This is a genomic window from Mesorhizobium sp. AR07, assembly GCF_024746815.1.
GTDB lineage: Bacteria > Pseudomonadota > Alphaproteobacteria > Rhizobiales > Rhizobiaceae > Mesorhizobium.
Window position 1 is genome coordinate 273,696 of record NZ_CP080527.1, and the last position, 25,845, is coordinate 299,540.

Sequence of the window (25,845 nt, forward strand, 5' to 3'; positions counted from 1 at the left end):
TTCCTCAATGGCTCGCGGCGGTCGCGCCCATTTCGTTGACCAGGTCGAAGCGGTCGAACCGATCGAGCTGAAAGGGCCTGATCTCGTCAGGAATGTGATTTTCGGAGATGGCCTTGGCCAGGAAGAACCCGCTGGCCGGCGTTGCCTTAAAACCCCAGGTGCCCCAACCGGCGTCCAACCAATAGTTCGAGAGAGGACTCGGGCCCATGATCGGACTATAATCGGGCGTCATATCGGTGATGCCGGCCCACTGGCGCAAGATCTTTAGTTCTCCAATGAACGGGAACATCTCCAAGGCCGAAGCCGCAAGAGCTTCTTTGACTTCAAGAGTGGAACGAGTGCTATAGAGTTCGTACGGGTCCGATCCGCCGCCGATGACAAGTTCGCCCCTTGCTGACTGCGAGATGTAACAATGCAGGGCGGTGGACGAGACCATCGGATCCAGGAATGGCTTAACAGGATGCGTCACCATTGCCTGAAGCGGGTAGCTGCGGACCGGTAGCTTCAACCCAACCATCTTTGCAACCACTGACGAGTGGCCTGCTACGCACTGCACCACGGTCCCAGCCGAGACATCGCCGCGATTTGTACGAAGGCGTGTTACCTTTCCCCCAGCGACTTCCATTTGCAGGACTTCAGTCCTTTGATGAAGCTCGACACCCCGCTCACAGGCGCGGATAGCATACCCCCATACGACTGCGTCGTGACGCGCGATCGCTGCGTTCGCGTGCCAGAGGCCGCAAAGGATCGGCATTCCATTGATATCGAGATTGAGCGAAGGCACCAGCTTCCTGATCTGCTGGCGATCCACGATCTCGTTCGCCTCGCCGTAAAAGTCGCCGGCGTCCGCGCGCAGGCGAAGCGAGCGCGAAACGCCATCCGAGTGTGACAAGGTGAGCTGTCCCCGGCGGGAATACATCATGTTGTAATCCAACTCATTGGCCAGGGATTCATAAAGTCTCAGCGACTTCGCATAGAACCTGATGGATCGCTGATCTGTGTAGTTCGAGCGGATCACCGTGGTGTTACGGGCGGTATTGCCGCCCCCGAGGTAACCCTTCTCGAGAATTGCTATCTTGGTGATCCCATGATGTTTGGCCAGGTGGTAAGCCAACGAAGCTCCGTGGCCGCCACCTCCGATGATGACGACATCGTAGTGTGACTGCAGATCAGGCGTGCGGGGTATCTCATCGCGTTCGGGATACTGTCGCGAGAAGCCATACCTTAACAGCGCAAACACCATCTCAAAGGTCTCCCTTATGCATTGCGGCTGAAAAGCGCTCGCTTTGCCGTACGGGATATCCAATGTGCTGAGCCGTCCTTTTACCGAAGCGCGGACCGATCAGAGGTGATGCGACGGAGAGACGATCGCCCAAACGTATCGAGCGGTTGCATGACACGGTCGGCATATCAGGCGTCCACTTTCGGTAGCGGGATTGAGAACCGGTCGCATCGCTCTATTGCGTGCGCGGCGCGCAGGACCGTCTGTTCGTCGAAGTACCGGCCTATCAATTGCAGCGCGATCGGGAGGCCTTGCGTGTGCATGGCGCATGGCATCGTAAGCGCTGGGTGGCCGGTCATATTGAAGAATGTCGTGAACCGGGTGATCGCATTGCCAATCGCCTCGTCGACACCGTTTCGTCTGACTTTGACAGTGCCGATTTTTTGCGCGATTTCGGGTGTCGCGGGAGTGAGGATCAGATCGACTTCGTCGAAGAGGCTGTTTGTCTGCTGTCGGTAAACCTCGATGAACCGTTTTGCTCTGACGTAGTGCTCAGCCAGTATGCACTGCCCGAGCGCCAATCCGGCTCTGAAATCCGCTCCATAGAGGTGGCCGCGGTCCTGCAAATAAGCCGAATGCGCGCTGAGCGCTTCAGGCATCTGCACCGTGAGAGAGACTGTACGGCTATGTTCCATATCCGGAAATGTCACCGGCACCAGCCTGGCACCGTTCTCAACCAGATACTCTTTCACGCGTTCAAGAGCCCCCAGGATTTCCTCGTCCGTGCGCTCGCAATAGAAGTTGCTTGGAATGCCGACGCGCAATCCTGAGATGTCTCCATTGAGTGCTTCAGAGTAGTTGTCGATGGGCCGATTGACCGAAGCGGGATCGCTAGGATCGTAGCCTGACACGATGCTCAGCAGATCGGCGCAGTCGGCGATCGTCCGCGTCATCAATCCGACATGATCCAGCGTCCAGCAATAAGGCACCACTCCCGAAGTGGGGACCCGCCCGATCGTGGGCTTAAAGCCGACAAGCCCGTTCAAGGCAGCTGGCGCCCGGACGGAGCCGCCGGTGTCCGTTCCAAGTGCCGCCGGCACAAGACCAAAGGCTACCGCAGCAGCCGAGCCGCTCGAGGAGCCGCCGGCAAGACGCGTCGGATCGTACGCGTTGACGGCCGTGCCATAAACCTCGTTTTCGCCTGTCGCCCCGTATGCGAATTCATGCAGGTTCGTCTTGCCAAGACTAATCGCCTTGGCCGACCGTAGTTTGGCGATGGCAAACGCGTCGGTTTTGGCAATCCTGTCGTGGAACACTCGGGACCCAGCAGAGGTCAGGACACCGCGAACGTCGAACAAGTCCTTGGAAGCGTAAGGTATTGCGGCGAACGGGGAGCTGTCCAAATCATTGCTGGAGAACTGCGACGCTTGTTCTCGCGCATCGTCGATCGTTGTCGTGATGAAGGCTTTCGCTTGTGGATTGTGTTGGCCGATGCGCTGCGCGAACGTATCCACAAGCTCGACCGGAGTTATCTTTCCGTGCTCAAGCATTGACCTCAGCGTCTTGACACTCTGGAATGCGATATCGTCACTCATGCTTGGTTGCGCCTTGGACGCTCATTGCCTGCGGCGTGGTCCCAAGATCAATTTTTCTCAGTTGCTCAAGTTCATCAAGGAGATCTTGGAAGCCGGTGATCATCCCCAACCGAGGATCAACCAACTCGTCTATTTCCGCCTCAGACCAGCTATGCGATGCCATCTGGGTGCATATGCCGGTCAGCGTAGCTTTTGTAAGTCTCTGCATGAGATCCTCCGACAATGGTCGCGAAGAGCGTCCGCTCAAATCTGGCCATTAGCGAACGCCCGCGAGTAATCAGCGCACGATCAGCGTTTCGGGTGTCTTATTTGTCAGGATTTCTCCGCCGTTCTCGGTCACCATCACCGTATTGGAAATGAAATAATCGGCTACTTTCGTGTTGGTGAACCAGGAATGGGCGTGAACGACCATGCCGACCTCTATCTTGCGGGTCGACTTGGGGAAAAGGCTGGTGACCATTGAGCCGCCTGTCCAGCTCGGCGGGAAGCCTATCCCAACGAGGTAGCCGCAGTGATGGCGATGATAGTCGACAAGGCCGGCGCTCGCGGCCACTTCATGCCAGGCTTGATAGGCGTCACCCGCCTTCGCGCCCGGCCGAAGGGCTTCGCAGATTGCCCTCATGCCGCGAATGGCAAGTTCCGCCGACTCTTCAACGCCCTTCGGAGCGCTACCGACATAGACAAGCCTGCCCATGGGAGATTGATACTTGCGGTATGAGGCGCAGGTTTCGAGGAACACGGCATCGCCATTGCGGAACACTTCTCCTCTCCAGGTAGTGTGCTCTTCACCCAAGCGGGTAGTTGGCCGAATGAATGGGCCGAAACCAGGATATTCGCTGCCCTCGAGGATCATCCTGCTGTGGCAAGCCGCTGCAACTTCGTAGTCGGATGCGCCGTCGTGCACCGCTTCGACTGCAGCCAATGTGCCCAGATCCACTGCATGGGCCGCTTTCCGAGTGTATTCCATTTCGAGGGGCGACTTTACAAGACGTAGGTCGTCAAGAATCCCGGATGCGTCCACCCAACTTACGCCGGAACGGTCATCTTGAATGCGCTCAGCATGTCGTGGCGTAAGGAAAAGGCTGCGCTTTTCAATGCCCACGCGGGCACCCAACAGACCAAGATCTTTCATGGCTCGATGAACATAGTCTGAAAGCTCCTCGTGATCCTTGTGCCCGTAGAACCGTGCGTTTCGGACCTGGTTCTCTACCGTTATCTGCTCCATTGCTCGGCAGCAAAGTCCCATCTCTCCGCTTTGATTCAGAACGAGTACATGCGCCGCAAAGAACCCCCAGTGGTCGAGCCCCGTGAGGTAATAAATGTTCTCGGGGACGGCAATTAAGATGCCATCAAGGTTGTTCTCTGAGAGCGCCTTCCGCGCGTTCGATATGCGGCGATCAAGCTCGTCTTTTGGAAAGGGCGAAAGATAGGTCATGGCTTCCCTCAGCTGGTGCTTCCCGTTTTTCATGCGGTAATAGGTATACCTTTGGTACCGATGACCGGAGCAAATGGCAAGACAATTCTACACCGCTGTACCAAAAATGCGCGGTTGTGCCACGAATATCCGGCGATCTGGAACATTCGCTTGCGGCTCTCCAAGGCTAGTGGTATACCTATCGGGCAATTCTGCACAAACTCGAAGAACAGAGGGAACGCATGAAAATGAAAGCTATCCTGGCTACGATCGCCGCGACTGCGGCTCTAATTATCGGCGCCACTTCCGCCAACGCTGACGAGCTGACGGACCGTGCTGCTGCGGGAAGGCCAATCCGCATTGGCTTTGCTCACGAAATCCCCTGGGCTTATCCAGGGGACAAAAACGAACCTCTGGGGTTTGCGAACGCACTGGCGCTCGGTGTCCTAAAGTCTATGGGGTACACTAACATCGAGCCCGTCGTGACCGATTGGGGTGGTTTGATACCGGGGCTTCAGGCAGGCCGCTTCGACATTATTACAGGCGGCATGTACATCACCGGCAAGCGTTGCAAGAACGTCAGCTTCGCCGAGCCGATGGGCAAATTCGGTGACTCCTTCATCGTCAAGAAGGGTAACCCCAAGGCAATCCAGACCTATCAGGACATCAAACAGAAAGATGCCACCATGGTAACAGTGGCCGGCTTCGTAAACGCTGATGCGGCGGTGAAGGAAGGGATCCCGGACAGCAAAATCATGCAGGTGCCGAGCCTTACAGAAGTGCTGGCTGCCGTAAAAGCAGGCCGCGCGGACGCTGGCGCTGGCAACGATTTCGCAATGAAGGACCTAGCCGCCAGCTCTTCTGGCGAAATTGAGGTAACCAACTCTGCGGCGCTTCCTGATTGGACTTTTAATTGGGTGGCGATTGCGTTCAAACCAGAGGACAAGGACTTTCTGAAGGCATACAACGAGGCCCAAGCAAAGTACCTCGGTTCGCCAGAAATGCTTGAGGCAGTAGGGAAGTTTCAATACACGAAAGCTCAGCTTCCAGGCGATGCAAAAACCGAATGGGTCTGCGCCAATCGGTAACAATGAGTTGGCTGACGAACTGCGCATGGCAGCTCGTCAGCACTGCCGAGGCGAGCTTCTATGACATACACCTCGTTCCTTGCGGATTATGGTAGCCGGTTTGTAGACGGTGCGCTCGTAACCGCCATCCAATTCCTTTGCTCTTTGGGTCTGGCCATATTAGTGGCCAACCTCTTCGGCCTGATGATGCTGTCGTCAAGCCCGGCCCTGAGGAGAGTCGCGGTAGGATATGTCGAGTTTTTTCGCGGCACCTCACTGCTGGTTCAGCTTTTTTGGTTATTCTACGTGTTGCCCCTGTTTGGCATCACGTTGGACAATTTTCTTACCGGGTTTCTTGCAGTTGGCCTGAATCTTGGCGCCTACGGCGCTGAGCTTGTGCGGGGCGCCATACAGTCGGTGCCGCGCGGTCAGTGGGAGGCATCTTACGCATTGTCGATGTCGCCAGCCCAACAAATGCGAAAGATTATCATCCCGCAGGCCTTTGTAACTATGCTGCCGGCTTGGGGAAACCTGGTGATCGAGCTGCTCAAAAGCACCGCCCTGGTGGCGCTGATAGCAGTTCCTGATCTTATGTTTGAGGCGCGTCAGCTGAACAATACAACTTATCTCTCTACGTGGACTTTTGGGACCGCGCTGGTCATCTACTACGTTTTCGCTCGCTTTCTCGTCACGCCTTGCATGCGCTGGCTCGAACGCATCATGGCTCGGCGGATAGGAAGGGCTTAAGTGATGCAATGGGACTTCGCATTCACAGCCGAAATTCTGCCCATCATGCTGTGGGCAACCGTCAATACGCTTCTGGCTGCCGGCATTGGATACGCTATTGCCGCTGTCATTGGTCTCTTGTTCGCGCTCGCTCAGCGAACACCGTTTCATTTTGTGACGTATATTACCCGGGAAATCGTCGAATTCATTCGCTCAACTCCCCTCGTCCTGCAGATCTTCTTTGTGTACTACGTTGGACCTGAATACGGGATTTCCTTGAGCCCTTGGGTTGCAGGCATGATCGCTATCGGCCTTCACTATGCTGCCTATCTCTCAGAAGTTTATCGAGGTGGCATTGAATCGGTCCCGAAGGGGCAATGGGAAGCATGCACAGCCATAAATCTAACGACGATGCAGACCTATAGGCGTATTGTTTTGCCGCAGGCTCTCCCCCCGTCAATTGCCGGGATGGGAAACTACCTGGTCAGCATTTTCAAAGATACGCCAATGCTGTCTGTAATTGGTGTTGCCGAATTGATGCAGGCAGCAAACGCCGTAGGCGGGCAAAACTATCGCTACCTTGAGCCTTACACGATTGTGGGCATTATTTTCTTAATTATCTCACTGACCTCCGCCAGCGGCATCCGTTGGTTTGAAGCGACCGTTCGCCGTAAGTTAGGGATGCAATGATGGAAGATCTCTCGTCATATCCTCTTGAGCTCGTCGGTCCAGATATACCGATGGTCCGGTTCATGAAGGTCCGTAAAAGCTATGGCGACCTGATCGTTCTGGACAACCTGAACTTGGACATCGCACCAAGTGAAATGGTCACCATCATTGGCCCATCGGGATCCGGCAAAACGACGGTCCTGCGCATGCTGATGACCCTCGAGACCATCAACGGTGGCGTCATCTATGTCGATGGCAAACCCCTCACCCACATGCCGAAAAACGGCGTGCTGGTGCGGGCAGATGCAAAGTACCTGCGAAAAGCACGCTCCTCGATAGGAATGTGCTTCCAGCATTTCAACTTGTTTCCCCACATGACGGCGCTACAGAACTGCATGGAGGGGCCGGTCTTAGTCTTGGGTCTCTCGCGCCGCGAGGCTCGAGAGCGTGCCGAAGAGCTTCTCCTGATGGTTGGCATGATCGACAAGAAGGACCAACATCCCTCCCGGCTTTCGGGTGGTCAACAACAGCGCGTGGCGATTGCCCGCGCCCTGGCGATGCGGCCCAAGGTTATGTTGTTCGACGAAGTGACCTCCGCCCTTGACCCCGAGGTAATCGGCGAAGTCACGAATGTGATTAAGGATTTGGTGTTCAAGCACAGGCTGACGATGCTTATGGTGACCCATCAAATGGGTTTTGCTCGTGATATTTCCGACCGCGTCTGCTTCTTTTTTGGTGGAAAGATCGAGGAACAAGACAGCCCCGATGAGCTGTTCTCTAACCCCAAAAGCAAACGGACGCAGCAGTTCTTAAGCGCGGTAAAAGCGGCAGATTGAAAATCGGAGTTCATATGAGGATTGGAATAGCCGGGATCGGCGCAATTGGCTCCTCGGTGGCACATGCGTTGGATCGAGGGGAAGTGTCTGGGTGTGAATTAGTCGCTATTTCGGCGCGTAGCCTGGAGCGCGCCGCTGAGTTCAATGCCACCTTGAACAGGAGTGTTCCTTGTGTTTCGCTTGAGGAGTTGGCTACCAAGTGCGATGCAGTTTTGGAGTGCCTCCCACCACACATTTTTGACGCGGTTGCGCTGCCCGTCCTTGGCGCGGGGAAGACCCTGCTAGCTATGTCTGCCAGCCAATTACTAGGTCGAGAAGATCTTGTGGAGCTGGCACGCCGCACTGGAGGGCGGATTGTGATCCCATCCGGCGCGATGCTTGGGCTCGATGCCCTCAAAGCGGTTGCCGTTGGTGAAATCTACGCGGTGAAGATCCACACCCGAAAACCACCAAGGAGCCTTGCAACCGCACCATATGTTATTCGCAACGGGTTGCGCCTGGAAAACCTAGCGGAAGCGGTTTGCGTTTTAAGAGGAACGGTGAGCGAAGTGGCGAAGGAATTTCCCGCCAACGTGAATGTCGCTGCCGCGCTCAGCTTGGCGGGGCTCGGACCGGACCGCACGCAGATGGAAATTTGGGCAGATCCAGATTTGGAGTTCAATACTCACACCGTAAATGTGGAATCCGACAGTTCCAACTTTTCCATGTCGATACAAAATCGGCCCAGCCAAGAGAACCCGGCCACCGGGCGTATCACCTCGCAGAGCGTAATAGCGTACTTACGTCAAGCGCACGCTGTTTTGCGCATCGGAACGTGATGCGACGCCCTGGAGACTCTAGAGAAAGCTTTCGATGACACGCAATAGTTCCCTAGCACCTAGTAGCGAAATCACCCTGACTGTTCCTGAAGGTCGCGACGGGAATTCGGAAGGTGAGAGGCAACTTGTCGGCAAAATGAGCAAACAGGAGATATATCTCGAGTTACGGCGCCGGATATGCCTCCTCGACTACCAGCCAGGTAGCCGCCTCAATGAGAGGGAACTTGCGTCGGAATTTGGTGTCAGTCGGACGCCTCTGCGCACGGTCTTGCAACGCCTGGAGTACGACGGTCTGATCGTAAGCCAGCACGGCAACGGTACTGAAGTCACGTCGATCGACCTGAGCTCTATGCGGGATATATACATCGTTCGTATGCGGTTGATGGACGCCATGGCGGAATCTTCACCACTTCCCGTGACTGACGAGATCCTCTGCGAGTTACAAGACTTGGAGCAAGTGTGCCGCCAACTTCTTGATAGCAAGGATAAACGGCAATTCGCCGAAATAATTATCCGCCTACATGGAATTCTGCATAGTTTGAGCAGCAATGGTCCTCTTAGGAGTTTCAACGATATGTTGTTCTTCCAGTCGGCTAGATTCTGGTTTTTGCTTCTAGAAAAAATGGATTTCCGTCAGCAGGTAGAAGATCTTCTTGATGAGCTGCGCATGATACGAAGGAGCCTTGAGCTCCGGGATGTTCGTTTGGTTGCCACCGTTCATAAATCGCATTTGGCGATGGTGCTATCCCGGCTGGACGCGATGGAGAGCTAGCGCAGACCGATTTGAATTTTAAGACTGGGAATGAGCGTCGTGGCTGTGTCTTCCGATCTCCTCTATATGGATTTTCGCGTGCTGCTGTCGGTAGGGTATCGGTATCTCGTTTTGCAGGCGGCCGGCTCGCAGTTGTAGTGGGTCTACGTGATCACAAAAGCACCCGTTCCATTTCTCGCCTCCACCAACGCTCCATACGGGGCTAACGCTGGATAACATCTTGTTGCGAAAGAAACTGACGGCATTCGATATTGGAGGCCCGTATAGCATGCCGACAATTGGGGTTATTGGAACCGGCGACTTCTCCACCTACCTAATCGCCGCCCTGCGAAAGGGTGGCTTTGGCGGTCGAATTCTGCTCTCGCCCTACAGCCGAGATAAGGCCGAGACGATTGCCGCGACCCACAACTGCACCGTAGCCCCGGATGACGCGAGCATGCTCGCCGAGGCCGACTGGATCCTTCTTGCGGTGCGGCCCGAGCAGCTAGCCAACGCGCTGCCGAGACTGGTCCTGCGTCCAAAGCAGGTGTTAATTTCAGCCGTCGCTGGCGTCACCATTGCAGAACTACGGGCAACAATAGGCGAGGACATATTGGTGGTTCGGATCATGCCGTCGAGTTACATTGATACGATTAGCGAAGGCCTCATTCCAATATTTCCCGCATCTCAGGACATCGAAGCGGTGCTGAATTCGGCAGGTAAGGTCGTAACCTTCGATACCGAAGATCAATTCGAACTTGCAATGATCGGGGCCTGCCTCGCTGGCTGGATGTATCGCTTCGTCGCCACGCTCGAAGCTTGGTTCTTGGACCGCGGACTCACGCCGGCTCAAGCACGGCTGATTGTTGCAGGGAATATCGCAGGATCGACAGGTTACGCCCTGGCGCGGCAGGATGTTTCACTCGAGCTCGTTTCTGACCTGATCGCAACGCAAGGTACCTACACAGAAGCAGGGCTGGACCATCTTTTGAGAAGGCAGGCCGCTTTGCCTTGGGTAGAGGCTCTTGATATCGTCTTCGCAAGATTGAACTTGGTCAAAACCTAATCACGGGGTCTATTGCTTATCTGCCCGGCGAGTATGACCTAGGAAGAGCCGCACTTTTTGCGAACTGGCTCATTTCTCTAAACAATGCGACCGTAGGACTGGGAAGTTCCGACTATCGTCCAGCGACAAACGCTGAAAACTGAAAAGACATAATCGCGGAACGCAGCCTGCGCCTTGGCCCTCTGACGACACCGGCTGATTGCCTTCGCTTTCCTCTCCTGCATGATCGGATACGTACAGACTGGTCAACCGGGTTCGCCGCCTCAGGTGTGAGGCTGCCCAACGGCACCATGAAAGGGCCAAGATATCCCGACGACACATTGCTGATTCAGGCTGCCAGCGCGGGTCAAGGTCTCGCAGTAGTACGCGACGTTTCCGCAAACGACGCCTTGGCGTCAGGAAAAATAGTCATCGCGATCAACATTTCCGTTCCTACCTAAGATGGGTATTATGCCATCGCCCCACCCAAAAAGCGTATTGCGAAGGTTAAGAGCTTTCGCGACTGGATTTTGAGTGAAGCAAGCGAGACGCAGAGACGTTTGAGTGTTTGAACAGCGCCGCTCCGCGATGCCGGCCTGCTGGCCTCGATCCGTTAACAAGTATCAGTCGCCCGCCCACTATTCTCCCGATCAGGTTCCAGCGTGCGTATTCCAATGATTCCGGACAGTGATTCCGAGACTAAACCGGACTGGAGTGCACCCCCAGACTGAGACAAGGAAAATCGCGGACACCTCCCGTGTTAAGCTATGCAGCCTTTTCCATCTGTCGCCCGCGTGAATGCTTCTGTTCGTATTCCTCCGGACTGAGATAGTCGAGCGCCGAATGCAGGCGCCCCGTGTTGTAAACGGTCTCTATGAAAGCACCGATGTGCTTGCGGGCATCATCTGCATCCTTATAGGCGAGCCCTTGCACCTCTTCCTGTTTCAGGGTTTTCATGAAGCTCTCCGCCTTCGCATTGTCGTAAGGATTGCCGACACGGCTCATGCTCGCTTGGATACCGTGAACATGCAGAAGTTCGGAGTAGGCCCCGCAAGCGTATTGAACCCCGCGGTCGGAATGATGGATGAGGCTCCCGGGTACGGGCTGGCGATCAGCGATCGCCATCTCGAGAGCCTCGATGGCAAGGCTTGCTCTAAGATGCGTATCCAGCGCCCATCCGACAACCTTGCGGCTAAACGCGTCAAGGACAACGGCAAGGAAGGCAAACTCCTCGGCCAGATGCAGGAAGGTGATATCGGCAACCCATAGCTGGTTTACGCCATTGAGGATCATTCCCCTCGCGAGGTTTGGCACGACTTGCCAACCATGCCTGGAGTTGGTCGTCACAGGAACAAAGGGTCTAGCGCGCAGGCACAACAGATTGTCTTCACGCATGATCCGTAGAACGCATTTGTGATTGACTTGCCACCCCTCCCGCCGCAGCAGGGCTCCAATCCGGCGGTAGCCGTAGTGTGTGTTGCCGAGAGCCAGTTTCTGAATGAGATCGCGCAAACCCGTCTCGGCCCGACGCGGGGCCGAATCCAGCCAGTGACGGTAATAGCTCGCGCGGCTGACACCAGCGAGCCAGCACATTCTGTCGATGTTGAATTCGCCTTGCGACAGGCCGGTCATCATCTTTTCGATGATTTTGAAGATCCCGTTTCGCCAGGAGCGCTGCTCCGACGCTGATCTTCCTCGAAGTGCCGCAAGGCTTCGCGAAAAAAATCGAGATCGAGCTGCTGCTGCCCGACCTTCTGCTCCAGTTCCCTGATCCGGCGCCTGGCCTTGGTCAATGCCTTTTCCTGAGGTGCCGGCACATTGACTGCACTCTGCAGCTGTGCGGCCCCGTCAACTCCTGCTGTCCTGGCCGGCCGGCCGCGCCGACGCGACTTCAGATTACCATGAAGCCTGAGATGATCACGCCACTCGTAAAGTCGTTGGCGACTGATGCCAACCTCATCTGCCAACTTGCTGACGGTTTCGCCCGCCTCCATGCGCCGGAGAAGCTCCAGCTTTTGGTCATCATCAATAACTCTTTGCCGTCTGGCCATGCCCCAGTTTCCTCTCCTTGCGGGGAAACTGTCCGCGATTTTCCTTGTCTCAGTCTGGGGGTGCACTCCAATCGCGTCCGGTTTTTGATCGGAATGCCGTCCGGTAAATCGTTGGAATCTGGAGGGTTATGTGAGGTCGCATCGGTCGTCGCGGCGAGCTCGAGCGACCTCACATAAGCCGGATTGAAGTAAGGCGCGGGTTGTTAGCCGCTGTTATGGAGATAGTAGGGCACGCTGTTTGACGGCGATAGCGAATTCGTCGCGTGCAGCGGTGGCACGACCGAATTTTGGCTTGATCCGGCGACCTTCGCGAGCAGCTTGGCGGGCGATCGGTGGCGATTTTTGCGCTCTCAATGCACACTGTCGGTCTTTCGGTGTGACCAGGGCCAAGCGGTGTCGCGCGCAGGCGGGGCGCTTGGTTTTGCGGGCATATCGGAGGGGGTGCGGATTGTCGGAGTTCATGATGTATCGCACCAGAAAGATGATGGCCGGGGCGGCGAAACAGGCGCAACAGTGATCCCTGTCCTGTGCATGGGACGCCGGCAGTCGGGGCATTTGTGGGATTGCCCGTGCTGGGATTTGTCAGGCTGGGGTTTCTCGCCTGCTGGTGATGGCTGGTCGAGGAGCTGCCTGCAGAGGCCGATACGATCCCGTCGGTGGCTATTGGCGAGAAAGCCGAAGTGGCGCATGCGGTGGAAGCCGTCAGGGAGCACGTGCAGAAGAAAACGCCGGATGAACTCGTGTGGGTCAAGTCGCATGATCTTCTCGCGGTCGCGACCATTGCCACGGTAATCCTTCCATCGGAAAGCAACATGGCCGTCATCGACCTCGACGATGCGGCTGTTGGCGATGGCCACACGATGGGTATAGCGGCCGAGATAGGCGAGCACCTGATCCGGGCCGCCGAACGGTGGCTTCGAATAAACGACCCATTCGACGCGGCGAGCACGCGCGAGATGGCGGGTGAACGCCTCGTCGTCGTTGAGATGGGTGAGTTCGTTGGAGAAGCGGAGTTCACCGTGAGCAAAGGCGTCGGCAAGGGCCGTCAGAAACAGCCGCCGAAACAGGCGTGACAGCACGCGCACGGGCAGAAAGAAGCCCGGCCGGCAAGCGACCCACCTTGACCTGTCGGGCGAGAGACCGCCGCCGGGCACGACGCAATGGACATGGGGATGATGGGTCATGGCCTGGCCCCAGGTGTGAAGCACGGCGACGATGCCGATATCGGCGCCCAGCCGCTTGGGATCGGCGGCAACGGTCCGTAGCGTCTGGGCGGCGATCCGGATCAGCAATGCATAGACGACCACCTTGTTGTGAAAGGCGATCTCGGCGATGCCGGGTGGTAGCGTGAAGACCACATGAAAGTACGGGACCGGCAACAGATCGGCGACGCGTGCATCGCCCCACTCCTTGCGGGCCGCGCCTTGACACTTCGGGCAATGGCGATTGCGACAGGAATTATAGGAGATGCGGGTCCTGCCGCAATCGTCGCAGGCATCGACGTGACCGCCGAGCCTGGGTGTCCGGCAAGCTTCGATCGCGCCCATGACGCGGCGCTCGCCGCGGCCCAGATGACCGGCGTTCTCACGCCTGTAGGAGCTCCCATGCCGTCGAAAGATGTCGGCGACTTCGAAGGTGGGGCGCAACCGATTACGATTCCGGCGGCGTCACCTCCAGTCGTAATCGATCGAGCGGACTGGCCGTCGACCGGATCGTGTCGGTGGAGACTTGCGTATAGCGCGCTGTCGTCGAGAGGTGGGCGTGGCCGAGCAGGACCTGGATGATGCGGATATCGGTCCCGTTCTCGAGCAGGTGAGTGGCAAAGGAATGCCGCAGCGTATGGACGGTGACGTGTTTGGAAAGACCCGCCGCCGCAACCGCCGAACGACAGGCGGAATGTAGCACCCACGGCTCGATCGGCTTGTCAGGATCGCGCCCAGGAAACAGAATGTCCTTGGGCCGCGCCAAGCGCCAATAGCTGCGCAGGATCCCGAGCAGTTCCGGCGACAGCATGACGTAGCGGGCTTTGCCGCCTTTGCCGCGCGTGATGTGGATCACCATCCTTGAGCTGTCGATATCGTTGGCGCGAAGACCACAGACCTCCGAGACCCTGAGACCGGCGGCATAAGCTGTTGTCAGAGCCACCCGCGCCTTCAGGCTGGAGACAGCTTGCAGAAATTGGACGACCTCGTCGCTGGAAAGAACAACCGGCAACTGGCGAGGCTCGCGCGCATACGGAATATGCTCCGGGATTGTATCCTGGCCGAGCGTTACGCCATAGAGGAACCGGAGTGCGCAGACGATCTGGTTCAATCCCGACCAGGAGATGCCCGTCGACACGAGGTAAACCTGGAAGGCATGGATATCGTCAAGGCCCAGCCGATCCGGCGATCGGCCAAAATAGCGGCTAAACTTTGCGACTGCATAAAGGTAGGATTGCTGCGTGGCCGGAGATAGATTGCGGACTGTCATGTCCTCGATCATCCGGCGACGCAGAGGGCTCATCTCGGCCATCTGGATCTCCTGTCTGAAGGATGGGTTTGCAACACCCAAATCCTCTCAGACAGGAGGCGTCTCTCAAAGCGGGCACCAATTGCCGCGACTAGCGGCTTAGTTCAATCCGCATCCAGCGGGTCTACAGTACCCCGCCGGCGTTTTACCGTGATCGTACAGCTCTGATCCTTCTTCGCCTTACCTTGAGAAGAAATACCTCTGCAGCATTAGCGGGATCTAACGAAGTTTGTCCTTGGCCAAGCAGAGTGCGGTTTTCCGCACGGTTAAAGGCGGTTCATCGGCGATGCGGCGGCGAAGACGATATGCCGGCGTTCTGAACTGAGATTCAGCTACTTCCGAAGCGCTATTGCAGCCCCAGTTTCCTCTTCAGCTCGGCGTTCTCCTCGCGCAGGCGTCCCGCTAGCAGGCTCTTCAGTCGCTTGTTTTCTTTTTCGAGCGCGACCAGATCGATTAGTTCGTCACTGGCTGCCGGGAGCGCCGCAGCCTTCTTCCAGTGATAGTAGGTCTGTTCCGAAATGCCGGCCTGCTTCACGGCGCTCTTGAGGGTGGTGCCGCCACTCATCGACTTCGCGATCTGAGTAAGCTTCTGGGCGCGCTCCTTTACGGAGTGGACCTTCCGGCCAGAAGGCGCGGCCGCTGCTGGTGTTTCCCCCGCTGGCGGTCCCGCATCGGCGCCATTCTTCCGAGTTCGCGGCCTCGGCTCAGCCTTGGTCTTTCGCGATCGTGAGGTTTGATTCTTCCCATCAGGCGTCGCAACTGTGGTTACAGGCTCGGTCGCCATTTCTCCTGATTCAATTGCTTTAGGATCTACCATGAGAGGCTCCGCTCCGGGTTGATGCACGTGTGCAACATCAAGGGCCACGACATTAGAGTCAACAAGATGCCGATTTGGCAGCTCCATCTCCTTGAGCTCTCTTGTTGTCTCGGCCACGGCTGCTGACAAATCAATGTCACCCCAAATCGAGTGACCCCGCCTTTGAGCGCTGCGCTTCTGTTTGATCTCAACAGTGAACGGTCGGGTCGGCCGCCTCATGATTACTTCCTTGTTGGACGCGAATTGCACTGAAAGTTGCTAATGCCAGGATTGAACGTCCTGACGCTTCCTTTATCGGATGACACTACCTGGGAGCAAGCGACCCTGATCGTGTCGTGCCGCAGCCCGATGAACGCGACAGTATTCTCGAAAACTGGTTACGTGACCATCCACGCAAGGGGCTTCCTGCCCTGGGTTTCGCAAAAATGGAAGGACGACGCTTGGGCCGTCGCCCAGATTTGCGGCCGAGACGACCGCCTTTCTGTCGAGCAGGTCCGGGCTATTCGGGAGCTTGCGAGGATCCCCCCAGCTAAAACCATCGCCGAGCGCATCGGCGCACGGAACCGTGAGCAGGTGCAACGGGTGATCGACGGAGAGACATATACGCGAGTGATTTGAACAAGGTCGAGCATGGTGAGTGTCAAGCCGAAGATCGGCCGCCAGGATGAGGACACAGCTCGGATGAGGAGCTGATAGTCCTACGCTGATCGACGCGGGTTTCAATCTTACTGACTTCGCTGATACAGCTCCAAGACCCACGGTGAATGGTGGTGCTCCTGATAGACCAGGCTGAGGTGCCTTTTCGGCCGGGTCACGCCGACATAGAACAAGCGCCTGGCGTCGCGAAGGCTCGCGGGACTGGTCCTATCGCGCGTGCTCGGCATGTCGGAAGCGTTTACTCCGTACATGATGACTGCATCGAACTCTCTTCCCTTGGCGCTGTGGAGGGTGCTGAGGTTGACACGTCCGGAACCTTCCGTTCGACCAGCGAAGTGCGCCAAGGAAAGATCGAGGTCACGAGCCGGATCGGTGTTGGTGATCATCTCCGGACAGACATCCCATTCCTGTTCGGAGTTGCGGGCAATCATGCGCCACGGCGTGACGAGTTCACGAGAGAAGCGCTGCAGCCAGAAATGGGTGGTCTCGGTGGTTCCGAGTGAGGCGTTGAGAAATCCCATAAGCTGCGCGGACAGGTTCTGTTCCTCACGCTCGCTGGCGTGGCGCCCATAGACCAACGTCATCGCTTGCGACAGAAGCCGCGCATATGGCGGCTCGGCATCGCGCCAGCCACCTGTGACCCAGCGGGCGCATTCCTCGATGAAGCGCGCAAGGCGGGAACTTCTCTTGACCAGCGCATTCGTGTCGGTTCTGACAAAAGGGATTCCTGCCTCTTTCAAAGCGGCCGCGACCTTATCGCCGAGCCAGGCTGCCCGATAGAGAACCGCGATTTGCCCGAGTTCGAACCCTTGTTCCACAAGCTTCGGGATGATCGTGTTGGCAACCGCCTCAGCCTGATCGTCGTGTCCGTACGGAACTGGCCAGAAGCTCAGGTCGCCGTCGGGAGCGCCATCTATGCCATGATAGTCGCGCTCCTCGCCAAGGGCCCCGAGCGAGGCTCGAATGATCTTCGCGCCGGAACGATAATTGAAGCGAAGCCTGATTGTGCGCACATCGGAACGGCGCGTCAGGCTTTCGAGCAGCTCAGGGTTGGCGCCGGCGAAGGCGTAGATCGATTGGTCGGTGTCGCCGACGGAGAACAGCCGAATTCCGCCCTCGAAGCAGAGCAGCAGGACGAGCTCATGCAGCGCGTCCCCGAGATCCTGATATTCGTCGACAAACAACACAGGAAAGCGTGCGCGAAGAGCGTCACGAATCCAGCCATTCTCCTTGATCATGCGATAGGCGATCAGCGGCATGTCGTCGAAATCGATCAGCCCTTGCCGGCGCAGATCTGCCTCGTAGGCCTCGACGAAATCAGCCAGCTCCGGATTGCGCCCCCGCCATTCGGGCCGCGTGCGATCGACATCGCGCAGGCGTTTTTCCGACGCGAACTTCCATCTTTCGTGAGGATCGTCATAGCCGTCGATCGAACTCTTGTACGCCGTTTCGACGGCGGCCCGCATCTGCGATCTACTTGCGACCTTGAAGTCCGCAGGAAGCCCGGCGGGCACGCAGCGCGCGTAGGGGCCGATGATCTGGCTCAGCGCGAAACTGTGTACGGTGCCGATGAAGGCGCGGTCTCCCGGCGTGATCCCAAGGCGGGCGAGCCGTGTTTCCAGCTCTATCGCGCAGTCATTGTTATAGGTGATGCAGGCAACGCCGCGAGGATCGGCCACGTCCTCGATCAGCGCGCGTGCCATCGCGGTCGTCAGCGTCTTGGTCTTGCCACTTCCCGGACCGGCCAGGACCACGCAATGGCCTTTTTCCACGACAGCGGCCGCTTGCTCCGGGTTGGTATTGAGGTCGGCCAAAGCTTGAATAAGGGCCCGGTCGCTAAGCATTGGAGACCAACGCGACGAGAGCGGTGATTGCGTTCTCGATATAGGCTGGTGGCGGAAAACCCGCAGCCTTCTTCGCCAGCCGGGCGCCGAGCCGTCCCTTACCGACGCTCGCGACCATAGCCAGCAGCTGTTCAGCATCAACTGCCATGCCAGCACGCCAGGCGGCAATGCGCTTGGTGCGCACCGACCCGAAATCCTCTTCATTCAGGATATCGAGGAGCGGGATCGACAAGCCGGCCGTGTTGGCGACGGAGACTTCGAAGGTCCGTTCATTGAGAAAGACCCTAGTCTTCACCGCGCCGGCACTGAATGCGGCATAATCCTTTGCCTCCCATTCCGCCAGCTGCGTCGGCGTCAGTGAGGGTTTGCCGCGAATTGTGAGCATGTCCGCCCAGAGATCCATGGTTCGTTTCTTGCCCAGAGGAGGCTTGCTCCCGTCGAGCGGATCCCAGTCGGTGATAACGCAATAGGGCAGTTTCAGCGCCTCGGCGAGCTTGACATAGGGGCGGAAGTTCGTCCCGGCCACATTGCAGACAGTGATACCGAGATCGTCAAGCGAGTGGCCGAGAGAGGAAGCGAAGACTGGTAACAGCGCCTCCTCTGCGTCGCCTTCGACGAAGATGACGCCCCGTGCGAACAAAAGCTCGGCGCGGGTGGCGTCGAGATAGTTTTCGAGATCGTCAAGCTCGCCGGGCGTCACCGGCAGTGTCGCCAATGAGAATGCCTGCGTCGCGCTTCCTTGCCTCTTCAACTGGACGATCGATCGCAACGGCGAGACCGCAGCCAGGGTGGGTGAATGGCTGGTGACGATCATGGCCCGGGAAGCGTCGACATCGCCGAGCAATTTCGCGAAGACGGATCGCTGAAGGTGCGGGTGAAGATGCGCCTCTGGCTCTTCGATGCAAAGCAGCGAGAAATTGCGTTCGTTCTTCTTCCGGCGCCATGCAAATTCCGCAAGCTTCAGTGCCAGCAGGGCGACGTTCGCCGACCCGAGGCTGGCCTCTGCGATGCTCCGCTTGCCGTTATCGATGAACATTGCGATCGCCCGGAATAAGCGCAGCGGGTCGGTGGGCGCAAACCTCAGGCGCGCGTCGATGTCATGCGCCTTCCCAGACAGGTGGGCGATGCCAGCTCGCAGTTCATCTTCAAGCGTCTTGATGGTCGGAAAGGCTTCGAGCGTCTTGCTCGCTTTTTCGAGCTCCGCCGCAACCGCGTCCAGGTCCGGGCGGCTGATCCCGGAAATAGCCTCCTCAAGCAGATGGCGCAGTGGTGAACTTCGCCAGCTCCCGAGCTGTCCTTCGGCGTCGCGCAAGGCGTCGAGCAGATCGATTGCGATCCGGCGACGTACCTTTCCTGGAAGGGAGCGCGTTTCGTCGCCGCCGCCAAAGACCAGAAACTCGCAATCGGCGCCCGACTGTGGGGCGCCAGTGACGTCGGACTTCTTGCGGAACAGATAGCTGAGCTGAGCAACGCTCGGATTGTGAGAGGCTCGGAAATCGGTCAACAGCGCAGTCAGCGCCATGTCGGTCGCGAATTCCGAAATCTCCAGATGCACCTCGATGGGCGTGCTGTAGTCAGCTGGTCCGCCATCCCAGAAATCCGTGAGCTTCAGCTGTCTTGCCGAATCGGGCAGTGTCGGGTCGAGGATAAGCTGGATCGCGAAAAGCAGATTGCTCTTCCCGACCCTGTTTTCTCCGAGGAGCACGACATTGCCAGCCAGCGCAACGTCGATCGATTGAAAGTTTCTGAAATTCCTGATGCTTAACTTGCTTAGATGCATTTCTATCCCCAAGGCCAAAGCTTTTTTCTTTGCCTGAGCTTTAATAGCTGGTGATATTGAGCGATCACAGTGCCTTATAGGAACAACAAGCCGAAAACCCGATGCTCATTCGTTCCACTCACGTCGTCGATGGCATGCTGGCGCTTCGCAGCGCCCGCGCTGCCGCGGCGCGAGCCGGAGCAATCGGTCGCGAGATCCTCACTTTGCCGCTGCTCGCTGCACGCTTGGTCGGTGGTTTCGCCACACCTGCCGGCACCGATGTTCTCTATCCGGCGATTCAGGCCGCGCTCGCTTCCGAGAGCTTTGGCGACATCGGAACCGTTGCGGGGCTGCCAGGCATGCCCCGTGCGGTCCTCCATTCCCTGGATTGCGCCTGGCGGGCGGATCTCGATCTGTCGTCACTGGCAGGCGAGGCGCCGAGGTTTGATGACCTTCATCGCATCGAGACCTACATTCGCGATCACGTTCCACCCACGCATATGTTGCCGCGCGACCTTCGCGACACTGCCAGCAGGCGGGTCGATCTCGCGCGCAGCCTGCTGGGTCCGGTGACGCTTTCAGGATTGGTGGACGTCGACCCGCTTTGGCGGCCGCTTCTCAATAAGCTCGCTCGCGTCACCGACCTCACCTGGGAGCTGTCGGTCCCCGTCGAGCAGCCATGGTTTAGAGGGTCGATCCAAAGAAGGGCGGCGACTACTCCGGTCTGTACATCCGCCGAGGCGAGCGCGGACCCGAAGGCGGAGGCCATCGAGGCGCTGCGCTGGACCCGGCAGTTGCTGGCCACCGGCAGGGTGCAAGCTCAGGACATCGCCATCGCTGCGACTGCGACCCAGGACTGGGACGATCATTTTCTGGCCTATGCGCGAAGCGCCGGATTGCCGTTGCACTTCTCTCACGGCATTCCGGCCTTGAGCACGCCGGAGGGCCAGGCGTGTGCGGCGCTGGCGGACATTCTTGGAAACGGTCTCAATCAGGAGCGCGTCTGGCGCATGATCCGGCGCCTACCGGCGCGCCCATTCGCCGGCTTGCTCCCCCCGGACTGGTTTGCTGCTGTTCCGCGAAACGCGGGACTGCGAAGCCTCGACCAGTGGCGCGAAGTGCTGGCGGCGGCCAGGCCGCAACGCGCCGATGGTGAACTGGTCGAGCAGGTCCTGTTTCCGATTCTTGAGCTCCTCGCGCGCGGAGCGCAGGCGGCGGGAGAGGCCGGCGCGCGGTTGCTGAGCGCCGCCAGCCTGGCGATGTGGGAGGAAGCGTTGCGAAGCGCGCCGGCGCAAGCCATCGCCCTGTCCTTGCAAGCTCTGCGTGTCGCCGATCAGCAAGACCCCGCCAACAGCGTCGTCTGGTGCCCGGCGTCGCAACTGGCGGCATGCCCACGTCCCTTCACCCGCCTGCTTGGCCTCACAAGCCGGTCCTGGCCGCGATCGGAAAATGACGACCCGCTGCTGCCGCATCATTTGCTCGACCGCCGAAGGCTGCATCCCGTGGGTGTCGCTGAGCGCGATCGGCGTCATTTCGAGATCATCCAGGCACACACAACGGAACAACTCGTTCTGTCGCGGTCGCTGCGCAACGCCAAAGGCGGCGTTCTGTCACCCAGCTCCCTATGGCCTTCGGACGAGATCGTGCACAAGCGCGATCGCATTCCGGAGCATGCTTTCAGCGACGCTGACAGGCTTTTGGCGAGGCCGCGCGATGCCGGCCACCTGCCCCATGTTCGCCAGAGCCAGCTTTGCTGGCGCAACTGGCAGCGGCCTTCCGAGTTGACGCCGCATGACGGCCTCTCAAGTGCCAATCATCCGGCGATTGAGGCAGCCTTGTCGCGCGTTCAGTCGACGACGTCACTGCAGCGCCTGCTGCGCGATCCGCTAGGATTTGTCTGGCGCTACGCTCTAGGTTGGCGCTCTGTCCGATTCCAGGACGACCCGCTGCAGCTCGATGCAGCCTCATTCGGCGAGCTGGTGCATGAGTTGATCAGCGGCGCGATCGCAGCGCTCGAGCCTACCCCGGGGTTTGCGCGTGCCAGCGCCGGCGAGATCGACGCGGCGATCGTTGACGCTTCGACAACGATCCTGAAGGCCTGGCCGCTGCAGCGTTCAGTTCCGCCGCCAATCCTGTGGCGCCACACGGTGAATGAGGCTGCACGTCGCACGGCCTGCGGCCTTGCCGCCGACGATCAGGTCAGATCCGATACGCGCAGCTGGACGGAGGTGCCATTCGGTCAGCGCACTGCCGCGGAGGAAGAAGCGCCGTGGGACACCACGGTGGCGGTGCCGATCGAGCAGACCGGTCTGGTGTTCGGCGGCCGCATGGATCGGCTAGATATTCGTGCCACAGGCGACGGTGCGCGCATCACCGACTACAAGAGCGTCAAGCCGCCTCCGAAACATCAGCGCATCGCGCTGGGCCAGGGACGGGAGCTGCAACGCGTGCTTTATGCGATCGCGGTCCGCTCCCTGCTGCCCGAAGTCAGGACAGTTGTGGCGCGCCTGATCTATCTCGCCGAAGATCCCGCTACCTTCGAGCTCAAGGGCGACCAGCTCGATGCGGTTGTGAATGAAGCGGCGGGGTATCTGTCGGCAGCCATGGCGATCCTGCGCGGCGGCCGGATTGCGCCGCGTTGGGAACAGGATGCCCTCCATGACGACATGCGTCTGGCGCTTCCGGCCGATCGCGAAAGCTATCTGCGCCGCAAAGCCGCTGAGTTCCGAGCGGCCAATCAGCAGCTCAATCGGCTGTGGAGCGCCTCGACATGACGCTCGTCGACCAGGACGCCCGTTGCCGGGCGATGACCGATTTCTCCTCGATCCTGCTGGTGGAGGCGGCTGCGGGAACCGGCAAGACCTCGCTAATGGCCGGCCGCGTGGCGATGATGCTCGCATCCGGCCATCATCCCGGCGACATCGCGGCCATCACGTTTACGGAACTTGCCGCAAGCCAGCTCGCGCACCGGATCAGGGAGACGATCGACACGCTGCTGATGGGCGATGTTCCGGCTTTCCTTCAGGCCGTTCTTCCGGAGGGCCTCTCAGAGCAGCAGCGCAATGCGCTGGTCGCCGTCTCTCCCCGGCTCGATGAGCTGACGGCGACGACCATCCACGGATTTTGCCAGGCGATCATCCGCAGCCATGGCGTCCAGGCTGGCCTAGACCCCGGCGCTCGCGTGGTCGATGCGACGGTCGCCGACAATCTGTTCATGGCCGAGCTGTCAGCCTGGTTTTCCAAGCGGCTTGCGGCAGATGCGGCGGAAACTGACCCAATCGTGGTTCTGGCCGAGGCTATCCCGCTCCAAGTCGTGGACCTTATCCGGGAGTTGGCGAGCCTCCGGCGCAAGCATCCGGATGCGCGACCGATCCCTCCGTCTCCCGACGCACGGCCCGACATTGATTTCGTCCAGGCGGTCGACGATTTCGCCCGGTGGCAGACAAGCGCCGACACTGAAAAATGGCTTTCCGAGATCGCGTCGGAATTGAGCCGGCTTGCGGAGCGCTATCAGGACTGTCTCGCCCAAGGCGAGGATTTCGGGGCCTTGTGGCGGCTTTGCGATCCGGGAACCGGCCGGCTCTTCGAGCGCAAGGGCCTCCAACTCAAGACCTATGAAGATGCGGCGCGAGGCTTCGGCGCTCACCGCAACGATGCCGGCCCCGGTGACGGCCGGACGCTCTACGAGATCGTCGTCATCGGCTGGAACGAGCTGGTAGGTCATATCGCAAGCGCGCTCGTCTGCTCTTTGTCGGCCTCGCTCGACCAGCTGCTGGAAAGCTACCAGGCACGCAAGCGTGCCGCCGCCGTCCTGGATTTCGATGATCTGCTGATCCACGTTCGTTCGCTGATCCACGACCATAAAGAGGTGCGTCAGGCAATCGGCCAACGCTATCGCTACGTCCTGGTCGATGAGTTCCAGGACACGGACAGCATCCAAAACGAGATTTTGTTCTCGATCGCCGCGACCGAAACGCGGCCAGGACAATGGGAGAAATCAGACCTGCGGCCCGGAGCGCTTTTCCTCGTTGGCGATCCGAAACAGGCGATCTATCGTTTTCGCGGCGCCGACATCGAAGCCTACGAGCTCTGCCGCCGGCTGATCGACAGCCAGGATCACGGTGCGGTGCTCGAGATCACGGCCAATTTCCGTTCGCTGAGCCGGATCATCGAGCATGTGAATGCCTGCTTCGAGCCGGTCTTTGCCAAGCCGTCGCAGCCCCGTTATGTCGCGCTTGCCCCCACGCTCTTCGAGGCTTCGCACTCGCTTCCCTGCGTGGGACGCTTCACCGTCGAGATTGCGACCGAGGGGCGCGTCTACGCGGAAATGTTTCGGGAAGCCGAGGCCGAGCGGGTTGCCGACATTTGCGCCGCCTTGATCGGCAACCTGTCGATACAACGTGCCGACAAGACATGCACGCCGCTCCAGGCCGGCGACATCGCGCTGCTTTCGCCGGGACATACGGAACTGTGGCGCTATGAGCGGGCGCTCGAGCAGCGCGGACTCGCGGTATCCTCGCAAGCCGGCCAGACGCTGATGCGACGACAGGAGACGCAGGATATCTTGGCATTGTTGCGGGTCCTGGCGGATACTTCCGACACCTTGGCCTTTGGCGCGCTGATGCGCGGACCATTGGTCGGGCTCAGTGAACAGGAAGTGCTCGACATCACTGCGACCCTCGCCGCGAGGGAAGAGGGCCAAACTTTTTTCACCGTGCGAACGGATCCAGAACTGGTGCAGCATCCAGTGGCTAGGGGCATTCTGGTCGAGCTGCAGCAACTTCGCCGGCGCGCTTCTATTGTGACGCCAAGTCTGATTCTGGCGGAAGCCATCGAGCGCCTGAACATTCGCGTCATCATGGCAGCGCGACATCGCAATCGAAATGCACGCGCGCTCGCCAATCTCGACGCCCTGATCGAGAGAGCGCGCGGTTACTCTGTTGCTGGCCTGCGCGCATTCATTCATGATCTCCAGTCTGATTGGGAGCGAAAGGCCCGGGCACAGGAAGGACGTCTCGACGCTGCCGAGGATGCCGTCGAGATCGTCACCATTCACAGTGCCAAGGGATTGGAATGGCCGGTCGTCATTCCGGTCAATTCCACGACCGAACTCTACCGGCCGGATCAGTTCGTGCATCGGCAATCCGATAACAGTCTGCACTGGATGCTCGGCGGCGTCGCTCCGCAGGAGCTGGCTGCAGCGCGTGCCGAGGAAAGCCTGGAAGATGCCAATCAACGAGAGCGGATCTGGTACGTGGCATGCACCCGGGCAAGGGATCTCCTGATCCTCCCCCATATTCCTCAGGCGTCCCAAGATTCCTGGTTCAGCTCCATAGACCTGCGTCAGCAACACATTCCCGAGATGGACCTTTCGTCCTTTGCGCGGCGGGAAACGCCTAGGCCGGCCTCTTCGTCGAACGTACAGTCTTCCGACATTTTTGCCGCCGAGCAGCGATCTGTTGAGGAAAGCGCGCCGCCGGTCCTGTGGCGCCGGCCCAGCGAGCACGATGCCGATCGGCTCGGGGACCCTCTCGCCGGGGTCGTGATCTTGGAGACCCATGCCGAGCATCTTGAGGTCGTCGGCGCCGGGACGCGTCGCGGCGTGATCCTTCACAAGCTGATGGAAGAGCTTCTCACCGGCGAGCTTGCGGGAGAATTCGCCGCAAGCGTGTCCCGCGCTCGCGAACTGCTCGATCAGCTTGTTTCCGACGTCAATGACGACGAACCTCGACCCGATCCTAATGAGATGGCAGCCGCGGCGCTTCGTGGGCTCGCATTGCCAGAGATTGCCGAACTGAGGCCCCACCTCGTGCCCGAGATCGCAATCTGGGGACGAGACGAGGTTGGCCTGCTCGCCGGTCGGGCTGACGCCTTGGCAATCATCGAAGAACGCGTTGACGCTGCGATCGATTGGAAATCTGACGCAAACCCTACACCTGCTGTACGCAAGGCACATGTGCAGCAGCTTCATGAGTATCTGTCCGCGACCGGCGCCGTACGCGGCGCAATTGTCTATCTGACGAGCGGCGAGGTCACCTGGATCCTCCGTTCCTAAATGGGATC

Annotated in this window: 22 protein-coding genes; 11 read left to right on the plus strand and 11 right to left on the minus strand. The window is 58.8% G+C overall.

The genetic code is table 11. The features are described 5' to 3' along the window. Positions 1 to 4: 4 nt before the first annotated feature. The 4 genes from BPNPMPFG_RS35800 to BPNPMPFG_RS35815 form a co-directional block, all read right to left on the minus strand. Positions 5 to 1,243 (minus strand): FAD-dependent oxidoreductase, encoded by a 1,239-nt coding sequence (locus tag BPNPMPFG_RS35800; RefSeq protein ID WP_258597869.1) that lies wholly within the window; start codon positions 1,241 to 1,243, stop codon positions 5 to 7. Between the two features lie 167 nt (positions 1,244 to 1,410). Then, positions 1,411 to 2,817, minus strand: a complete 1,407-nt coding sequence (locus BPNPMPFG_RS35805) for an amidase (protein ID WP_258597870.1) — start codon at positions 2,815 to 2,817, stop codon at positions 1,411 to 1,413. After that, positions 2,810 to 3,025 carry a hypothetical protein gene (locus BPNPMPFG_RS35810; RefSeq protein ID WP_258597871.1) on the minus strand — a complete coding sequence of 72 codons (216 nt, stop codon included), beginning with the start codon at positions 3,023 to 3,025 and terminating at the stop codon, positions 2,810 to 2,812. The genes BPNPMPFG_RS35805 and BPNPMPFG_RS35810 overlap by 8 nt, the downstream gene beginning before the upstream one ends. A gap of 69 nt (positions 3,026 to 3,094) precedes the next feature. Next, positions 3,095 to 4,252, minus strand: coding sequence for a M24 family metallopeptidase (locus tag BPNPMPFG_RS35815; RefSeq protein WP_258597872.1), 1,158 nt, complete (start codon positions 4,250 to 4,252; stop codon positions 3,095 to 3,097). A 227-nt stretch (positions 4,253 to 4,479) separates the two neighbouring features. On the opposite strand from BPNPMPFG_RS35815, the gene ehuB reads away from it, so the two are divergent. The 8 genes from ehuB (at position 4,480) to BPNPMPFG_RS43325 (ending at position 10,604) form a co-directional block, all read left to right on the plus strand. After that, a complete protein-coding gene (ehuB, locus tag BPNPMPFG_RS35820; RefSeq protein WP_258597873.1) occupies positions 4,480 to 5,319 on the plus strand; it encodes an ectoine/hydroxyectoine ABC transporter substrate-binding protein EhuB in 840 nt (279 codons plus the stop codon). Positions 5,320 to 5,379: 60 nt separating this feature from the next. Continuing rightward, positions 5,380 to 6,045 carry an ectoine/hydroxyectoine ABC transporter permease subunit EhuC gene (gene ehuC, locus BPNPMPFG_RS35825; protein WP_258597874.1) on the plus strand — a complete coding sequence of 222 codons (666 nt, stop codon included), beginning with the start codon at positions 5,380 to 5,382 and terminating at the stop codon, positions 6,043 to 6,045. A gap of 3 nt (positions 6,046 to 6,048) precedes the next feature. Continuing rightward, on the plus strand, positions 6,049 to 6,714 hold the full coding sequence (ehuD, locus tag BPNPMPFG_RS35830; RefSeq protein ID WP_258598217.1) for an ectoine/hydroxyectoine ABC transporter permease subunit EhuD: 666 nt from the start codon (positions 6,049 to 6,051) through the stop codon (positions 6,712 to 6,714). After that, positions 6,714 to 7,529 (plus strand): ectoine/hydroxyectoine ABC transporter ATP-binding protein EhuA, encoded by an 816-nt coding sequence (gene ehuA / locus BPNPMPFG_RS35835; RefSeq protein ID WP_319946030.1) that lies wholly within the window; start codon positions 6,714 to 6,716, stop codon positions 7,527 to 7,529. The genes ehuD and ehuA overlap by 1 nt, the downstream gene beginning before the upstream one ends. 14 nt (positions 7,530 to 7,543) lie before the next feature. Continuing rightward, positions 7,544 to 8,347 carry an aspartate dehydrogenase gene (locus BPNPMPFG_RS35840; RefSeq protein WP_258597875.1) on the plus strand — a complete coding sequence of 268 codons (804 nt, stop codon included), beginning with the start codon at positions 7,544 to 7,546 and terminating at the stop codon, positions 8,345 to 8,347. A gap of 34 nt (positions 8,348 to 8,381) precedes the next feature. Further along, entirely contained in the window at positions 8,382 to 9,119 is a 738-nt protein-coding gene (locus BPNPMPFG_RS35845; RefSeq protein WP_258597876.1) for a GntR family transcriptional regulator, read from the plus strand. A gap of 223 nt (positions 9,120 to 9,342) precedes the next feature. Next, positions 9,343 to 10,164, plus strand: a complete 822-nt coding sequence (locus tag BPNPMPFG_RS35850) for an NAD(P)-binding domain-containing protein (RefSeq protein ID WP_258597877.1) — start codon at positions 9,343 to 9,345, stop codon at positions 10,162 to 10,164. 182 nt (positions 10,165 to 10,346) lie between these two features. Next, a complete protein-coding gene (locus tag BPNPMPFG_RS43325; RefSeq protein WP_413776918.1) occupies positions 10,347 to 10,604 on the plus strand; it encodes a LysR family transcriptional regulator in 258 nt (85 codons plus the stop codon). Between the two features lie 304 nt (positions 10,605 to 10,908). Here BPNPMPFG_RS43325 and BPNPMPFG_RS35855 read toward each other — a convergent pair whose 3' ends face one another. The 5 genes from BPNPMPFG_RS35855 to BPNPMPFG_RS35875 all read right to left on the minus strand — a co-directional run bounded on the left by BPNPMPFG_RS35855 (position 10,909) and on the right by BPNPMPFG_RS35875 (position 15,741). Then, complete coding sequence (locus BPNPMPFG_RS35855; RefSeq protein ID WP_258597878.1) at positions 10,909 to 11,778, minus strand: IS3 family transposase; 870 nt, start codon at positions 11,776 to 11,778, stop codon at positions 10,909 to 10,911. Beyond that, positions 11,775 to 12,194 (minus strand): helix-turn-helix domain-containing protein, encoded by a 420-nt coding sequence (locus BPNPMPFG_RS35860; RefSeq protein ID WP_258597879.1) that lies wholly within the window; start codon positions 12,192 to 12,194, stop codon positions 11,775 to 11,777. The genes BPNPMPFG_RS35855 and BPNPMPFG_RS35860 overlap by 4 nt, the downstream gene beginning before the upstream one ends. A gap of 458 nt (positions 12,195 to 12,652) precedes the next feature. Next, positions 12,653 to 13,840 (minus strand): IS91 family transposase, encoded by a 1,188-nt coding sequence (locus BPNPMPFG_RS35865; RefSeq protein WP_258597880.1) that lies wholly within the window; start codon positions 13,838 to 13,840, stop codon positions 12,653 to 12,655. Between the two features lie 4 nt (positions 13,841 to 13,844). After that, on the minus strand, positions 13,845 to 14,708 hold the full coding sequence (locus tag BPNPMPFG_RS35870) for a tyrosine-type recombinase/integrase (RefSeq protein WP_258597881.1): 864 nt from the start codon (positions 14,706 to 14,708) through the stop codon (positions 13,845 to 13,847). 343 nt (positions 14,709 to 15,051) lie between these two features. Next, on the minus strand, positions 15,052 to 15,741 hold the full coding sequence (locus BPNPMPFG_RS35875) for a transposase (RefSeq protein ID WP_258597882.1): 690 nt from the start codon (positions 15,739 to 15,741) through the stop codon (positions 15,052 to 15,054). 42 nt (positions 15,742 to 15,783) lie between these two features. Between BPNPMPFG_RS35875 and BPNPMPFG_RS35880 the strand changes: the two genes are divergently transcribed. Further along, complete coding sequence (locus BPNPMPFG_RS35880; RefSeq protein WP_319946024.1) at positions 15,784 to 16,140, plus strand: hypothetical protein; 357 nt, start codon at positions 15,784 to 15,786, stop codon at positions 16,138 to 16,140. Positions 16,141 to 16,247: 107 nt separating this feature from the next. Here the strand turns inward: BPNPMPFG_RS35880 and BPNPMPFG_RS35885 are convergent, their stop codons facing one another. Together BPNPMPFG_RS35885 and BPNPMPFG_RS35890 are read right to left on the minus strand one after the other, a co-directional pair. Further along, on the minus strand, positions 16,248 to 18,023 hold the full coding sequence (locus tag BPNPMPFG_RS35885) for an ATP-dependent helicase (protein ID WP_258598220.1): 1,776 nt from the start codon (positions 18,021 to 18,023) through the stop codon (positions 16,248 to 16,250). Continuing rightward, positions 18,016 to 19,803: an ATP-dependent nuclease gene (locus BPNPMPFG_RS35890; RefSeq protein WP_258597883.1), complete on the minus strand. Its 1,788-nt coding sequence runs from the start codon at positions 19,801 to 19,803 to the stop codon at positions 18,016 to 18,018. The genes BPNPMPFG_RS35885 and BPNPMPFG_RS35890 overlap by 8 nt, the downstream gene beginning before the upstream one ends. A gap of 101 nt (positions 19,804 to 19,904) precedes the next feature. On the opposite strand from BPNPMPFG_RS35890, the gene BPNPMPFG_RS35895 reads away from it, so the two are divergent. Both BPNPMPFG_RS35895 and BPNPMPFG_RS35900 read left to right on the plus strand, forming a co-directional pair. Further along, the gene (locus BPNPMPFG_RS35895; RefSeq protein ID WP_258597884.1) at positions 19,905 to 22,556 is read left to right on the plus strand and encodes a PD-(D/E)XK nuclease family protein; all 2,652 of its coding nucleotides are present in this window, start codon (positions 19,905 to 19,907) and stop codon (positions 22,554 to 22,556) included. Positions 22,557 to 22,588: 32 nt separating this feature from the next. Continuing rightward, positions 22,589 to 25,837, plus strand: coding sequence for a UvrD-helicase domain-containing protein (locus BPNPMPFG_RS35900; protein WP_258598221.1), 3,249 nt, complete (start codon positions 22,589 to 22,591; stop codon positions 25,835 to 25,837). Positions 25,838 to 25,845 lie beyond the last annotated feature (8 nt).

Coding starts and splice junctions, on each gene's coding strand:
- BPNPMPFG_RS35845 (WP_258597876.1), top strand. CDS start 8,382: ATGACACGCAATAGTTCCCTAGCACCTAGTAGCGAAATCACCCTGACT.
- BPNPMPFG_RS35855 (WP_258597878.1), bottom strand. CDS start 11,778: ATGATGACCGGCCTGTCGCAAGGCGAATTCAACATCGACAGAATGTGC.
- BPNPMPFG_RS35895 (WP_258597884.1), top strand. CDS start 19,905: ATGCTCATTCGTTCCACTCACGTCGTCGATGGCATGCTGGCGCTTCGC.
- BPNPMPFG_RS35815 (WP_258597872.1), bottom strand. CDS start 4,252: ATGACCTATCTTTCGCCCTTTCCAAAAGACGAGCTTGATCGCCGCATA.
- BPNPMPFG_RS35870 (WP_258597881.1), bottom strand. CDS start 14,708: ATGGCCGAGATGAGCCCTCTGCGTCGCCGGATGATCGAGGACATGACA.
- BPNPMPFG_RS35800 (WP_258597869.1), bottom strand. CDS start 1,243: ATGGTGTTTGCGCTGTTAAGGTATGGCTTCTCGCGACAGTATCCCGAA.
- BPNPMPFG_RS35840 (WP_258597875.1), top strand. CDS start 7,544: ATGAGGATTGGAATAGCCGGGATCGGCGCAATTGGCTCCTCGGTGGCA.
- BPNPMPFG_RS35860 (WP_258597879.1), bottom strand. CDS start 12,194: ATGGCCAGACGGCAAAGAGTTATTGATGATGACCAAAAGCTGGAGCTT.
- BPNPMPFG_RS35890 (WP_258597883.1), bottom strand. CDS start 19,803: ATGCATCTAAGCAAGTTAAGCATCAGGAATTTCAGAAACTTTCAATCG.
- BPNPMPFG_RS35810 (WP_258597871.1), bottom strand. CDS start 3,025: ATGCAGAGACTTACAAAAGCTACGCTGACCGGCATATGCACCCAGATG.
- ehuA (WP_319946030.1), top strand. CDS start 6,714: ATGGAAGATCTCTCGTCATATCCTCTTGAGCTCGTCGGTCCAGATATA.
- ehuD (WP_258598217.1), top strand. CDS start 6,049: ATGCAATGGGACTTCGCATTCACAGCCGAAATTCTGCCCATCATGCTG.
- BPNPMPFG_RS35880 (WP_319946024.1), top strand. CDS start 15,784: ATGCCAGGATTGAACGTCCTGACGCTTCCTTTATCGGATGACACTACC.
- BPNPMPFG_RS35885 (WP_258598220.1), bottom strand. CDS start 18,023: ATGCTTAGCGACCGGGCCCTTATTCAAGCTTTGGCCGACCTCAATACC.
- BPNPMPFG_RS35875 (WP_258597882.1), bottom strand. CDS start 15,741: ATGAGGCGGCCGACCCGACCGTTCACTGTTGAGATCAAACAGAAGCGC.
- ehuB (WP_258597873.1), top strand. CDS start 4,480: ATGAAAGCTATCCTGGCTACGATCGCCGCGACTGCGGCTCTAATTATC.
- BPNPMPFG_RS35900 (WP_258598221.1), top strand. CDS start 22,589: ATGACCGATTTCTCCTCGATCCTGCTGGTGGAGGCGGCTGCGGGAACC.
- ehuC (WP_258597874.1), top strand. CDS start 5,380: ATGACATACACCTCGTTCCTTGCGGATTATGGTAGCCGGTTTGTAGAC.
- BPNPMPFG_RS35805 (WP_258597870.1), bottom strand. CDS start 2,817: ATGAGTGACGATATCGCATTCCAGAGTGTCAAGACGCTGAGGTCAATG.